The 13,623-nt window shown below is 48.3% G+C and carries 9 protein-coding genes; 8 read left to right on the top strand and 1 reads right to left on the bottom strand.

Annotated elements, in window-relative coordinates; all coding sequences use genetic code 11:
• Positions 1–396: 396 nt before the first annotated feature.
• Both LG211_RS17925 and LG211_RS17920 read left to right on the top strand, forming a co-directional pair.
• Entirely contained in the window at positions 397–4,221 is a 3,825-nt protein-coding gene (locus LG211_RS17925) for a PAS domain-containing protein (protein WP_269478136.1), read from the top strand.
• A 170-nt stretch (positions 4,222–4,391) separates the two neighbouring features.
• Positions 4,392–5,408: a cation diffusion facilitator family transporter gene (locus tag LG211_RS17920; RefSeq protein WP_253020103.1), complete on the top strand. Its 1,017-nt coding sequence runs from the start codon at positions 4,392–4,394 to the stop codon at positions 5,406–5,408.
• Positions 5,409–5,441: 33 nt separating this feature from the next.
• Here LG211_RS17920 and LG211_RS17915 read toward each other — a convergent pair whose 3' ends face one another.
• Positions 5,442–6,362, bottom strand: coding sequence for a LysR family transcriptional regulator (locus tag LG211_RS17915; protein ID WP_148397245.1), 921 nt, complete (start codon positions 6,360–6,362; stop codon positions 5,442–5,444).
• A gap of 215 nt (positions 6,363–6,577) precedes the next feature.
• Between LG211_RS17915 and LG211_RS17910 the strand changes: the two genes are divergently transcribed.
• The 6 genes from LG211_RS17910 (at position 6,578) to LG211_RS17885 (ending at position 13,074) form a co-directional block, all read left to right on the top strand.
• The gene (locus LG211_RS17910) at positions 6,578–8,068 is read left to right on the top strand and encodes a sigma-54 interaction domain-containing protein (RefSeq protein ID WP_148397246.1); all 1,491 of its coding nucleotides are present in this window, start codon (positions 6,578–6,580) and stop codon (positions 8,066–8,068) included.
• A 361-nt stretch (positions 8,069–8,429) separates the two neighbouring features.
• Positions 8,430–9,266 (top strand): SDR family oxidoreductase, encoded by an 837-nt coding sequence (locus LG211_RS17905; RefSeq protein ID WP_269478135.1) that lies wholly within the window; start codon positions 8,430–8,432, stop codon positions 9,264–9,266.
• A gap of 40 nt (positions 9,267–9,306) precedes the next feature.
• Positions 9,307–9,903 (top strand): DUF1097 family protein, encoded by a 597-nt coding sequence (locus LG211_RS17900; RefSeq protein ID WP_253020099.1) that lies wholly within the window; start codon positions 9,307–9,309, stop codon positions 9,901–9,903.
• A 69-nt stretch (positions 9,904–9,972) separates the two neighbouring features.
• Positions 9,973–10,905, top strand: coding sequence for a cyclase family protein (locus LG211_RS17895; protein ID WP_269478134.1), 933 nt, complete (start codon positions 9,973–9,975; stop codon positions 10,903–10,905).
• Between the two features lie 81 nt (positions 10,906–10,986).
• Positions 10,987–12,414, top strand: a complete 1,428-nt coding sequence (locus LG211_RS17890; protein ID WP_269478133.1) for an amidohydrolase — start codon at positions 10,987–10,989, stop codon at positions 12,412–12,414.
• A 93-nt stretch (positions 12,415–12,507) separates the two neighbouring features.
• Positions 12,508–13,074 (top strand): DUF305 domain-containing protein, encoded by a 567-nt coding sequence (locus LG211_RS17885; RefSeq protein WP_253020096.1) that lies wholly within the window; start codon positions 12,508–12,510, stop codon positions 13,072–13,074.
• Positions 13,075–13,623: the final 549 nt, after the last annotated feature.

The raw sequence follows: 13,623 nt of genomic DNA, 5'->3' as shown, positions 1-13,623 counted from the left end.
TCGAAAAATGAAGCGAGAATTTACGCAGTTTTCAACGATAGAGGCCACTCAAATTTGGCAGGAGGCCGCCCGGGCCGCGAGCTTCTGGGATCAGGCCCCGCGACCTCACAACTTTGCGAAAAAAATGCCGGTTTTTACAGAAATTTTCCGCAGGCCGCCTTGAGGTTTCCCAGAATCAGTGGCGGTAGCGGTTAGAAGGCAAAGCAGCAGCCTACCTCCACACATGGGAAAAACATCCAAACTGTATAAAAGCTAGAAACACCTTGGAATTTCCCGCCTCTTTTGATAAACTATAATAAAAGCTGCTCAAGTGGGCAAAACGACAATAACCACCGCCCAGTAAAGCGGATCAGCGGCTCCCCCGCCAGGCGGGAATAATGGAAAGAGGTGCAGAAGATGCAGAATAGCAACGCGGCCCAAATAACACGTACATTTTTCGACGCCTATCTGGTGCGGCGGGACGTGGACGACACCCTTGCCTGTTTGACAGAGAGCGTACAATGGGGAGCCATGGGAAAATCAGAACTGATCGATGGGCGTGTACAGGCGGAACAGGCACTGTGCGCAGAGTTTGCATCAGCGCCGGAGTCCTGCCGAGTTGAATATGAGCATATTGAGGAAACTTTGATTACAGATGGCTGCGCAGCAGTACGGCTTACAGCATCAGTCTATCCGCCGTCAAAAGGAGCCGGGACTATCCGCCTTACAGCATATACCGTTTGTATTGAGGATGGGGACGGAAAATGGCGGATTGTCTCTATCAATGGCCTGGCACCGGGAAGCGGCAAGGATGAAAAGGATATGTTTCCGACAAATCCCCTGGGCCAGCGTGAGATGGAACACAATATGGGTGTAAAATCTTTGGATATCCTGGGCCAGAATATCCCCGGCGGCATGATGGGCGGCTACTTGGAGCCGGGATTTCCACTTTATTATGTGAACAACTATATGCTTGACTATTTGGGATATACTTACGACGAATTTGTGGACGCGATCGATGGACTGGTTATTAACTGCATGCATCCTGCGGATCGGGCGCAGGTCGATGCCCAAGTTGATGAGGCGTTCCAGGAGGGAAAGCCCTATGAAATTCAGTACCGAATGCTGAAAAAGGACGGCAGCTATATCTGGGTCAATGATGTGGGGAAAAAAGACTTGTCCGAGGACGGGCGGGAAATCTGCATCAGCGTTATCCGGGATATTTCGGCTGAGGTTGAAGCGCGGGAGCGGCTGGAAAAGCAGGCTGCCCGTTATGACCGTCTGTTTCAATCCGTGCTCACCGGTATTGTACAATATCGTGTGAACGATCGCGGAGTGACATTCAAAAATGCCAACCTGGAGGCAATTCGTATCTTTGGCTATACGCCGGAGGAGTTCTGGGCAAAACAAGACTGGGATCTTCCCAGCCTGATTGCAGAGGAAGATCGGACACGCATATTGGCGGAAATTGGAAGGCTTCAAAATCCGGGCGATATGAACCCCTTCGAATACCGGTTGATCCAAAAGGACGGCACCCCTTGCTGGATCATCGGCAGAGCCGAAATTATTTTAGACACAGACGGTGAACAGGTGTTTCAGAGCGTGTTCATGGACATCAACGAATGGAAGCTTGTAGAACAGCGAAGCGAGCTTCTGGCCGAACAAGTGGAGGTCAGCAACCAAATCCTTCATTTGGCCTTGGAGCATACGACGACCTGCGAGTTTTATTATTATCCACAGACCGGTATCTGCACGATGCCGGAGAGAACCTGCGCCATTTACCACTGCCGGAACCGATACACGGATATGCCCGGGAGCTTTGCCCTGGAGGCAGTGGACGAAAAATCCCGCCCCGCATTCTATGAAATGTATGAGCGCATTCACCGGGGAGAGCGCACCGCTTCCTGTGAATTTCGGGGATGGAACGGGGCTTTCTGGTGCCGTGAAACACTTTCCGTCGTCCGCAGCAGTGAGAGCGGCGCGCCTCAGCTGGTCATCGGTATTGTGGAGGATATCACCCGTCAAAAGGAGATGGAACAAGAGCTGGATGAAGCCAGATCGCGGGATCGTCTGACCGGCCTTTTCAACAAGGAAGCAGGAGTTCAGCTCGTTCAGCAGTATCTCAACAATCGGCCGGCAGACGAACACGGCATACTGATGCTGCTGGATATGGACGACTTTGAAAGCATCAATCAAAAAGAGGGCAATACCTTTGCAGATGTCATTCTTCAAGAAGTGGCCGATCTGCTGCTGACTGAGACGGGAACGGACGACATCCAGATTCGATTGGGCGGCGATGAATTCATGCTGCTGCTCAAAGGCTGCGATAAGGCCGGCGCTGCTGTCATCGGCCCGCGAATCGCCGGGCTTGTTCAAAACATTCTGGCAAACACGGAGCGGAATATCCGCGTTTCTGTCAGCATCGGCATGTGCAGTACCCAGGTGACAGGGGAGTACAACGCCCTTTATCGATGCGCCGAAAGTACGCTCAGGTACGTCAAGGAACATGGAAAGGGGCAGGCGGCTTGCTATTTAGACACCTCCCATGAAGCGGGCATGCTGCTGACACAGCTATACACCGATGAATACAACGTCAACGATATCGAGCCTGATTCTGCCTATGCGGGCGAGGATTTGGCGTCGTTTGCTTTGGATTTTTTGGGAAAAGCGAAAAATCTGGATGACGCGGTCAGTCTGCTGCTGGCGCGAATCGGCAAGACTTGCAGCTTTGATCGAGTTTCCATCATCGAAGCCAATCGAGCGTACTTAACATATCGTTTTTCCTATCAATGGGCAAGACGGCGCAGCGACCTGCAGCTGGGCGAAGACTTCTACGTTTCTGACGAAGACTTTGATATTTGCTCAAATATGTACGATGAGGACGGCCTTGCCGACCACAATGTACGGGAAGGCATTTCCCAAATCGCCTCCTGCCTCCATGCCGGCATTTGGGATTACGGCGAGTATGCGGGCTCCATGAGTTTTGAAGTGGATCGGGAAGGATTTACATGGACGAAGGCGCACCGGGAGCTTCTTAAGTCGTTGGTGAAAATTGTTCCATCCTTTATTATGAAATCGAAAGCAGATGCAGTGAGCAGGGCCAAGACAGATTTTCTTTCCCGGATGTCCCATGAGATACGCACACCGATGAATGCCATCAGCGGCATGACCACCATCGCTAAGAGCGTTGTCAACGAACCTGATAAACTGCTGGATTGCCTGGAAAAGATCGAGTCGTCCAACGTATATCTTTTAAACCTGGTCAATGATATTCTGGATATGTCCCGCATTGAGAGCGGAAAACTGGAGTTGAGCCTGAGTACGCTGAATCTTGCAAAAATGCTGGGCAGTCTGGAATCTCTGTTTCATGCTCAAGCTTTGGAAAAAGGAATTACCCTGTGCGTGAAAGACAACCGAGTTGAGAATCGACTGCTTCGGGGAGACAGCCTGCGGCTCAACCAGATTTTGGTGAATATCATCGGAAACGCTGTTAAGTTCACAGATCAAGGAAGCGTGTCCGTACGCGTGGAGGAGCTGGAGACCGAGCCCAAGAACGTCCTGCGCTTTTCCGTCAGAGATTCCGGTATCGGAATCGATCCTGCAGTCTTATCTCGTATTTTCAATCCTTTCGAACAGGCGGAAGCCAGCACGGCTTCTCGCCGGGGCGGCACGGGACTGGGGCTGTCCATTGCCTACCGATTGGTCCAGATGATGGGAGGCGTTCTGGAAGTTCAAAGCGAGATGGGAAAAGGTTCGGAGTTTTTCTTCACCTTAACCTTTGATTATGTTTCTGAGGTGGTTCCAAAACCCGCAATAAAAGAAGCGGCTTTGGGGAGGGATTTCCACGGCCGGCGCATTCTGCTGGCAGAAGATAATGAGCTCAACCGGGAGATTGCCCAGACGCTCCTGGAAATGAACGGATTCACTGTAGAATGTGCAGCCGACGGGCAGCAGGCCCTTCACCAGTTCCGTGATGGAGCGCCGGGCCGATTTGACGCAATCCTCATGGATATCCGTATGCCCGTGATGGACGGTCTGGAAGCCACCCGGCGTATCCGTACCTCGGGCAGGCCCGACGCCAGAACCATTCCCGTCATTGCCCTGTCTGCCAACGCCTTTGACGAGGATTCCAAAAAGTCTTTGGAAAGCGGCATGAACGGACATCTTTCCAAGCCGATCGAAATAGAGAAGCTGCTTGAGGTGCTGCAGGAGTGTATCGAAGATCGTACAAAAGATATTTGACCGCAGGGGATTCCTTTCTATCCGCAAAATAACCACCTGAAAACAGCAACATAGTTTCCTCCGATAGTGGTACCTTATTATTAGTGTATTGTTTCACTGACGTTTGGGAAAATTTCTTTCCCGCGTTTTCCTCCAGCGTCGATGCGGCCATGCACTAGGAGGTAGAAATCGTGGAAACGAATTTAAAGTTGGAAAAAAAGATTCTAAATTTATCCTTTGCAGGAAGCGCTGCATTTCTGCTGGCGGAGATTTTTTTCGCAGTCATAACAGGTTCCAATGCAATCTTAATGGATTGTGTTTTTGATATCGCGGATTTAATCATGATTGGCCCCTTTATGGTATTAGTGCCGCTGCTGTACAAGCCTGTTACAGAAAAAAGACCCTACGGGTTTTCCCAAGTAGAATCTTTGTTTGTTATTATTAAGTATGCCTTGCTGATGGGTGTGGACATCATCCTGATTATCGACAGTGTTCACCTCGTTCTCGATGGAGGAAACGAAGTCAACGCAACGATCATCGCCATTTTTGAACTGGTGGTTTCTGCGGCATGTGTGGCTATGTACATAATACTGAGCCGCATCAATAAAAAATATTCGTCCCCGTCCATTAAGGCGGAAATCTATATCTGGAAGCTGGATGCCCTTAGTACCTTGGGAGTTGGAGCCGCCTTCCTCATCAAGCTGGTGCTGGACCATACACCTCTGTCTATCATAGGGCCTTATGTGGATCCGGGTATTGCCATTCTTCTGGCGCTGATTCTGTTGAAAGAGCCGGTGATCATGATCCTTGATTCCTTGAAAAGTTTGGTGCTCTTTGCACCGGAAGAGGACATTGTTAATAAAGTAAAGGAAACCTGCGAGGCACATCTGAAAGAATATGGATACTACATTAACTTTCTCGATATTATCAAGACTGGAAGAAAGATCTGGGCGGAGGTCTATATCGTCTTAGACGAGGATTGGATCAGCGTTTCCAAATTAAAGGAGGCCCACAAACAGATTACAGAGGAACTGTCCAAAGAATTTGATAGCATCTTTGTTGAGCTGATTCCGGATGTGGAAAAGGCCAGGGAGGAAAATGTGCTGAAAATGCAGGCTGCCAGGCGGCAGGATAAAATTGACTATGTCAACGAACGTGAGCGGAAGCAGCAGGACAAGAAGGCCAGAAGGCTGGAGAAAAAAGAGTGACAGCAGAAACATATGCATGTACCGAAAGACGACCTACGGAGCTAGGGGGCTTTTCCCGTTGCTGCGGCCGGTTGACAGGATTTTCAGGCTGTTCATAAAATCCGGCTGCTTAACCTGTGCTTTAATGGATTCGATCAGGGTGTTGACAATGTTGGTATCGGCTTTTTCCTGCCAAATACATCCCATCTTTAAGGTAAAGGCGCAGGGCAAAAACTCTGGAGAAAGAACTTGAAATTCATCCGTCATCATCGACTCTGGCAGGAGTGAAACGGCAAGTCCGGACCGGACGCAATCGGCAATATTGTCCATGACAGTGCTTGTAAATCGTATTTGAAAATCAAGTCTGGTTTTTTTCAGGCAATAAAGAGAGTGGTTGTTGATAATGCAATCATCGGAAAACAGTGCGATGGGGATTGGTGCGTCGGGTTCATGCTCAAACTGTTTGCTGCAGACCCAATAGAGCCCTTCTTCCCAAAGAAGCACCTCTTCGCCATATTCCGGCTCCATGGCTGCAATGGCAAATTGAATCTTCCCTTCATCAACTTTTTTTCGGATTTCCCTGCTCCTGGAAAACACAGTAGAAAAATTAAAATGAGGAAGCTTTTCTTGTATCTTGGGATAAAAGGATTGTAGAAACAGGCGCGAATAATCGGTAGGAATGGCCAGCGTCATGTCACCGCCCCAATCCGAATCGGACATAGAATTGAAAGCGGCATCATTGAGCGCCAAGATGCGCTGTGCGTAATCGACAAGGGTTTCACCGGCCTTGGTTAGAATCAATGTGTTCTTGCTGCGGATAAATAAAGGCGCGTCGATCTGCTCTTCCAACTTTTTTATTTGTGTGCTCACCGCAGAATGGGAACGATAAGTAAGCTCTGCGGTCGCATTTAATTTTCCCGTCTCAGCAGCGATCAAAAATGTGTTCAAATATTCCAAATTCAGACGTTTTTTCATAAGGGTTCACCTCGATATACCCATTAAAACAACTTTTTTCTATTGTGCCACAAAAAAAGAAGCGGATCAATAGCAACAGGATCCGATGCAAGATCCCAAATTTTTGAATGTTCTATTCGAATTCCTGTAATGGATAAACTGCAAACAGCAGATTATAATGAGGGCATATATGAATATTTTGCTGTTTGAATGGAATTGCATTATGGAGGCGGAACATGAAAGACATGGGGACAAAGCTGGTTGATCGGATCCAGGAATTTACGGAAATCTTGGATCGAGTCGGGTTTAACTATGAATTTGATTTGGAAAACCCAAGCGGCGAGGAGGGGGTATTGGAGATCGTTGACGAACTGGTTCGCATTTCATCCAGGCTGGTCAACGTCTTTTTTTATTCCCCCGACAGCATTTGTCTGGCCGATGCCGATGGAAAGATGCTGGCAGTGAATAAAGCCTTTGAACATACAGTAGGCGCCGCTGCGGAAGAAGTGGTGGGAAGAAATGTGAGCGAGCTGGAAGCGCAAGGCATCTTTCGCCCCTCTGTTTTAAGGCTGGTGAAAGAAGAAAACCGGCCCATTTCCGTTTTGCAGATTGGCAAGCACGGGGAATACATTATTGTTACCGGAGTGCCCATAACTGATAAAGATGGAAAGCCGGAAATGCTGCTTTCCAATGCCCGGCGGGCAGAAGACATAGAAGGGCTGTATGCCTATGTGGACAAGAAAAAGAAAAAGGGAAAAGAGGAAATCCAGGCTTTTTCCGATGACGTCATTATGGAGAGCGAACCGATGAAACGCATTAAAATCGTCGCTGAACAAATCAAGGACACGGATGCCACCATCCTGATCACTGGCCCGTCAGGAGTGGGGAAAGGCGTTCTGGCCAAGTACATCCATAATATCAGCCGCAGATCCAAAAGGCCGATGGTGGAAATAAATTGCGGCGCCATACCGGACAATCTGTTGGAGTCCGAGCTTTTCGGCTACGCTGCCGGAGCCTTCACAGGGGCCAGCGCCAACGGAAAGGAAGGGCTGATCGAATCAGCGGACGGCGGAACGCTGCTCCTTGATGAAATCGGCGAACTGCCGCTTCTCTTACAGGTCAAGCTGTTGAAAGTCATCCAGGACAAGCAGATCATGCGCATCGGTTCCATGGTGCCAAAAGAAGTAAATGTAAGGATCATCGCAGCGACCAACCGTGATTTAATGGCCCTGGTAAAAGAGGGTGCGTTCCGGGCCGATCTTTTTTACCGGCTCAACGTGATACCAATTGAAATCCCGCCGTTGAAAGATCGAGAGGAGGATATTGACGCCGCTGTCGCGTATTTTATTAAAAAATTTTCCTGGAAGTATAACCGGTCGGTGGAATGTACGAAAGAATTTATGCACGCGGTTATGAACTATGAATGGCCGGGGAATATGCGGGAACTGGAAAACTACATCGAGCGGGCTGTCCTCACGTCCAAAGATGGAGTCCTCCATATGGATGGGCAGGCGGCGATGGACTTTGAAGCCATCGATTACGATCAACTGCTTAATTCCAACAAAAACGATAAGTTCCATGAACTGCAAAGCTATTTGGAAGTTGTGGAAGGTAAGGTCATCAAAGAACTTTATGAGAAATATCGCAGCAGCTATAAAGTGGCGGCCGAGCTGGGCGTCAGCCAATCAAAGGCTTATCGGCTGATCAAAAAATACTGCTGCAAATAGTTCTTTGGCAGGTAAAGGCAATGTTAAGTTGATTTAGACTTAAAAAGCCTCATAGATATTGAAAACGAAAGGATAAGCCTTTTTAAGTTGCAAATGACTTATTTCAGTCCGTTCCAATTTAAACGGCTGGACAAATCAAAAAGAGACAGGGACATCGAAAAAAGATGATCCCTGTTTTTTATTGAAATTGAGCGCTTTAAGCGTTTTCGGCCAGAGAAACAGGAATCGTTTGGCACAGCAGTTGCGTTGAGTATGAGTACTTGAAATTATTTGAACATTCAAAATCATGCCAGAATCGATGAAAGGAGGTAATAACAAAACAGTTTTTGTTCGATGTGAATTTAACCAGGAGGTAACTTTAATGAAGAATTATGTGGATGGTAAAGTAATCGTTATCACAGGCGCGTCCGAGGGATTTGGCAGATCGCTTGCGCAGAAAACAGCGGAAATGGGAGCAAAGGTTGTCTGTGCGGCAAGAAGAGAAGAAAAACTGAAAGAAATCGTGGACGGAATCAAGGCAAAAGGCCAGTCCGCCGAGTATGTCGTTACTGATGTCAGCGACAGAAAACAGGTTGAACACATGATCGATTTTGCAGTCAAAACCTATGGCGCGGTAGATGTCCTTGTAAATAACGCAGGTATTATGCCGCTGGCATTCTTTGAGGATCACCATAAAGCCATTGAAAAATGGGAAAGATGTATTGACACCAACACAAAAGGAACTCTGTTCGGAATCTGTGCAGTATATGATCAAATGATCAAGCAGGGTCACGGACATATTATCAATCTGGACTCCATTTATGGAAACTGGCCGTCCAGAGGAGCGGCCGTATACGGTATGACGAAGAATGGCAACGGTTTCCTGGCAGATGCTCTCAGACTGGAAAGCAAAGGCAAGATCAACGTTACAACGGTACGGCCGACCGGATGCCGACCCACTGGACTGACTGGGCAGGTGGTAAATCCGAAAGCGATCGAAGGGATTCTGGTAGAGAGCAGCTTGGATGATTATTTCGCAATTGAACAGAGCATTAACGAAGGCAAGGAATCGGAATACAGCGACCCGGAAAGCATGAAATACTTTGTACTGAGCGCGGATATTCTTGTTGATTCCATGATCTACTGCATCAATCAGCCTTTGGGCGTATCCATCTCCGATATCACCGTTCGCGCAACCGGCGAGTATTACATGATTTAAAGACGATGCCGGTTGTGAGGACAGGAAGGAGGATATCCCAATGAGTGAAAACTCTGTAAAGACGGTAGAACGAATTCCGATGATGTGGGCGGTTGGCATTACTGTAATGATATCGCTGCCGTTCGGATCGTTTCTCGGCACCTACAATTTTTCCTTATGGATCTCCTTTATTGTATGGGCTGAGTATTTTGTACTGGGAGCAACTCCAGCCACTGCAAAGCTGATTTTTCCGTCGATTCCTTTCGGAGCGGCCATGGGAGTCGGATGGTGCATCTGCGCGGCTGTCGTGGAAGGATTTTTACCAGTATGGATGCAGGAACAGAACTTCTGGGGAATGTTTCTGACAACGCCGATCTGGCTTCCGGGTCTGATCTTTACCATGAACAAATGGAAGCCGTGGGTCGAAGGAACGCTGGCTACCTTCAACGGATTCAGCCTGTTTCTGGGAGTATACGGCACAGGCTGTTATCCCCAGGTGGGCCCGCTGGACAACATCTACTGGGTGATCATCTTATCCTGGCTGTGGACCGTTGCCATGTGCTATTTCGGCTGGGTGCTGGGCTGGCTCAATGTGACCCTGACCTTTCCTAAAAAGGTGCCGGCGGACCAGAAAGAGGAAGATCAGCAGAGCAGCTGATCTGGCAACTATTAAAACATATGAACCGTTATCGTATACATTGATCGTGAAAAAGAGAGGAGAAGCAAGATGTGTAATTTTAAACCAAGAGACCTGAAATGTGCAAAAAGCCCATGGGGTGAAACCGATGAAATCGGCAGATTGAATTTACTTACGGACGTTAGCAGAGAAGATGTTTTGAGGTCCATCGATCCCAGAAAAACTTACAGCCTCTGTAACGACTGGTTTATGGGAATGCCGTCATGGAAGGCGGCGGGAGACGTTCATTATCAGATTTGGATGACCCATACGCCCAACGGAACACGGATTAAAGATCAGCTGGTTGCCACTGAGGAAGCCAAGCAGCTAAATGCTTACTCCGGAGATACGGTTCTAATGTATACGCACTGCGGAACACATATCGACGCGTTAAGCCACTTTGGCTACAATGGTACAATTTGGAACGGATATAAAGAAGAAGAGTACCTGGGTGCGAGAGGCTGGACCGTCTGCGGCGTAGACAAATTCCCTCTGATCATTTCCAAGGCTGTCATGATCGATGTTACCGCATATAAAGGCGTAGATGTGCTGCCGGATGAATACGGTATTACAGCGGATGAAATCAAGGAAGTCCTGAAAGCACAGAACGTCTCCATCAGCAAGGGAGATACGGTTATGATCCGTACAGGCAGACAGAATGTATGGCCGGACTGCGCAAAATATGAAGCTTGGGAACCGGGCATTACAGTCGATGCGGCCGAATACCTGGCAGGCGAAGGAGCAATGATCATCGGTGCGGACAATATCGCCCTGGAACAGCTGCCATCACCGGAAAATGACCAGAACTACTTCCCGGTACATTCCTATCTTTTCTCAGAAGTAGGTGTTCCCATCATTGAGGTTCTGAATCTGAACGAGCTATCAAGAGACAAAGTTTACGAATGCGGCTTCTTCCTCAATGTACTCGGGCTGCAGGGAGCTACGGCAGCGCCGATTACACCTTTTGCGATTCCATTTAAATAAAGCTTCCAATTAGTATTGATCAGATAGAGCCTGCCCGGCAGGCTCTATTTTTAACAAATTGCAACAGAGAAATGAGGTGGAATGATGAATAGTCTAGTAATGAAACAGCAGCTCAAAGCATGGGCCGGCGCTCATGCTGAAGAATACTTGAAAATAGCGGACGATATATGGAATCATCCGGAGCTTTCCATGCAGGAATTTCATTGCAGCGGATTGATCAAAGACAAACTCAGAGCGGAGGGCTTTACAGTGGAAGAAGGCACAGGCGGGATGCCGACTGCGTTCCTGGCAACCTATTCTTATGGAACGGGAAAGCCAGTGATTGGCATCAACTGTGAATATGACTCACTGCCGGGATTGTCCCAATCGTGCTGCTCAACCAGCAAAAATCCTATTACAGAAGGTGCCCCTGGCCAAGGCTGCGGACACAATTTGCTGGGAACGGCAGCGCTGAAGACAGCGGTTGCACTGCGCTATTTGCTGGAGGAGGAAACGATCAGCGGCACGATTAAAGTGATCGGCGCTCCGGCAGAGGAAATGTGCGTGGGAAAGCCTTTTTTAGGAAAAGCAGGAGCCTTGAAAGGAATGGATGTAATTTTGGATTGGCATCCCTGGTCCAGTAACCGGGCTGATTATGACAGCTGTCTGGCATATTTCAACGTCAAATTCCATTTTAAAGGTAAGACCAGTCATGGAAATTCGCCGTGGCACGGCAGAAGCGCGCTTGATGCGGCGATGATTATGGGAACGGCAAGTGAATATTTACGGGAGCATACTTATCCCGGCAACCCGCCGGACGGCGCCAATACTTTTAACTATACCTTTTCAGATACAGGTCCTGAATTTGCCAGCGTAGTACCGGACCGGGCATCGATTTGGTATGTGGGGCGGTATGAAACGGTGGCGGACGCCAAGGAAGGGCTGCGGCGAATTACCAACTGCGCAAAAGGCGCTGCTATGGCTACAGAGACAGAAGTGAGGAGCGAACTGATAACTTTTACCAATCATAAGCTGCGAAACAAAACCCTGGCGGAAGTCATGCATAAAAATTTTCAGGAGATTGGACCGCCGGACTTTACAGAAGAGGAACAGCGTCAGGCAAAAGAAATCCAAAAGAATTTCGGCATCTCAGAAACTGGCCTTGCCACAGACATTCAGCCATTTGGCGGCGGATATTCTATCGTTTGCGATACATCCGAGTACAGTTGGAATGCGCCGTATGCAGTGGCCTGGATCACTCTGGCGCCGGAGAACATCGGGTGGCATAACTGGGGCGTGGCCTATTGCGCCAACAACTCCATGGGCGTCAAGTGCATGGACAAAGCGGTCGAACTGCTGACCTGCACAGCGGTTGACCTGCTGTCTGATCCTCAGCTCATCCAAAAGGCCAAGGAGGAATTTAAGGAGCGAAAAGGCGGTCAGGATTATGAATGCCAGCTGCCGGATGATCTATGCCCGCCTTTGGAATTGAACAAAGAAACGATGGGAAAATATCCGGTGGAAAAATAGAAAAACGGGTCTCTCATGAAAGAAAGCCCAGGTAAACGCCCTTCTCACCTTTGACCCCAAACGGGCATATAGTAAGCTGAGGAGGGTTTCATTATGAATAAACAAACAGGGCTGAGCTGTGCTGCCGAAATGTATCTGTGCGCATATGAAGGAATTTTAATTGATATGATGCTGGGCATGAGCGGCGTCAGGCCTGCGGACAGCATATCGGAGAATTTCATCGCGCAGATGATTCCCCATCATCAGGCCGCCATTGCCATGTCGAGAAATATTCTCAGATATACGGACAATGAAGAACTGAAAGAGATTGCCAGAGGGATTATTTCAAGCCAGACGGAGAGCATCGAAGATATGCGGGACATCGCATGTTCCTGCGGCAGACAGATCAATGGCAGAACGGAATTAAACCGATACCAGTGCAAGGTGAACACCATCATACAAGTGATGTTTTCAGAAATGATCAATACCGGAGCAGACAACTGCATCAACTGCGATTTTCTGCGGGAAATGATTCCCCACCATATGGGAGCTGTGCGGATGTCGAGAAATGCCCTTGACTTTGATATATGCCCCCAGCTAAAGCCGATTCTGACTGCGATTATTGTTTCTCAGGAGGAAGGCATTCAGCAGATGAGGGAGCTTTTGCAGAAACTAAACTAGACTGCAGACAATAAGAAATGTTTTAACAAAAGGCCCCGTATCCACCTATGGGGCCTTTTTGATGGTGCGCAGGAAATATGGGCAATGATCGTTTTGAAAGATCTGCACTGCCGCTTTCTGCCAGAAACAGACCCTGCAGACCTACAACTTTGCGAAAATGATGCCGTTTTTTCCAAAAGCTTTCCGCAATTTGGTCCCTTGTGGACTTGAAGCGGTTGCCCGCAATCCGGCGTCTCATGGATTTTTCGCGATGTGATGCTTTGCCGGTTTGAAGCAGTTTTCTAGTATCCGGCGCCTTTTCAATAAGCCCTTCCTTTCCCAGCCAGGAGGTTATCCGCTTTTTGTTTGCAAAAAGTGGAAATATATTACATTTGTGAATTGACAAAATATGTAAAATATGTTAAAGTAAAAATATACCAATTAAGAAAGGGGGTACTTACATATCGCACTCAATTTAAAAAACGATCTTTTGTTCAAAGCCGTCTATGGCCGGGAAGATGAGGAATGCAAACAGGCGCTGATCGCCGTGCTCAATCTCATCCTGGACCG

Origin of the sequence: Hominibacterium faecale (assembly GCF_020734085.1) — a bacterium.
Taxonomy (GTDB): domain Bacteria; phylum Bacillota; class Clostridia; order Peptostreptococcales; family Anaerovoracaceae; genus Hominibacterium; species Hominibacterium faecale.
The sequence above is the reverse complement of the archived record's forward strand: the minus strand, read 5'-3'. Positions and strand labels throughout refer to the sequence as shown.

Excerpts from the sequence above, each read along its gene's own strand:
- LG211_RS17925 (WP_269478136.1), top strand. The coding sequence starts at position 397 with ATGCAGAATAGCAACGCGGCCCAAATAACACGTACATTTTTCGACGCC.
- LG211_RS17910 (WP_148397246.1), top strand. The coding sequence starts at position 6,578 with ATGAAAGACATGGGGACAAAGCTGGTTGATCGGATCCAGGAATTTACG.
- LG211_RS17885 (WP_253020096.1), top strand. The coding sequence starts at position 12,508 with ATGAATAAACAAACAGGGCTGAGCTGTGCTGCCGAAATGTATCTGTGC.
- LG211_RS17895 (WP_269478134.1), top strand. The coding sequence starts at position 9,973 with ATGTGTAATTTTAAACCAAGAGACCTGAAATGTGCAAAAAGCCCATGG.
- LG211_RS17905 (WP_269478135.1), top strand. The coding sequence starts at position 8,430 with ATGAAGAATTATGTGGATGGTAAAGTAATCGTTATCACAGGCGCGTCC.
- LG211_RS17915 (WP_148397245.1), bottom strand. The coding sequence starts at position 6,362 with ATGAAAAAACGTCTGAATTTGGAATATTTGAACACATTTTTGATCGCT.
- LG211_RS17890 (WP_269478133.1), top strand. The coding sequence starts at position 10,987 with ATGATGAATAGTCTAGTAATGAAACAGCAGCTCAAAGCATGGGCCGGC.
- LG211_RS17900 (WP_253020099.1), top strand. The coding sequence starts at position 9,307 with ATGAGTGAAAACTCTGTAAAGACGGTAGAACGAATTCCGATGATGTGG.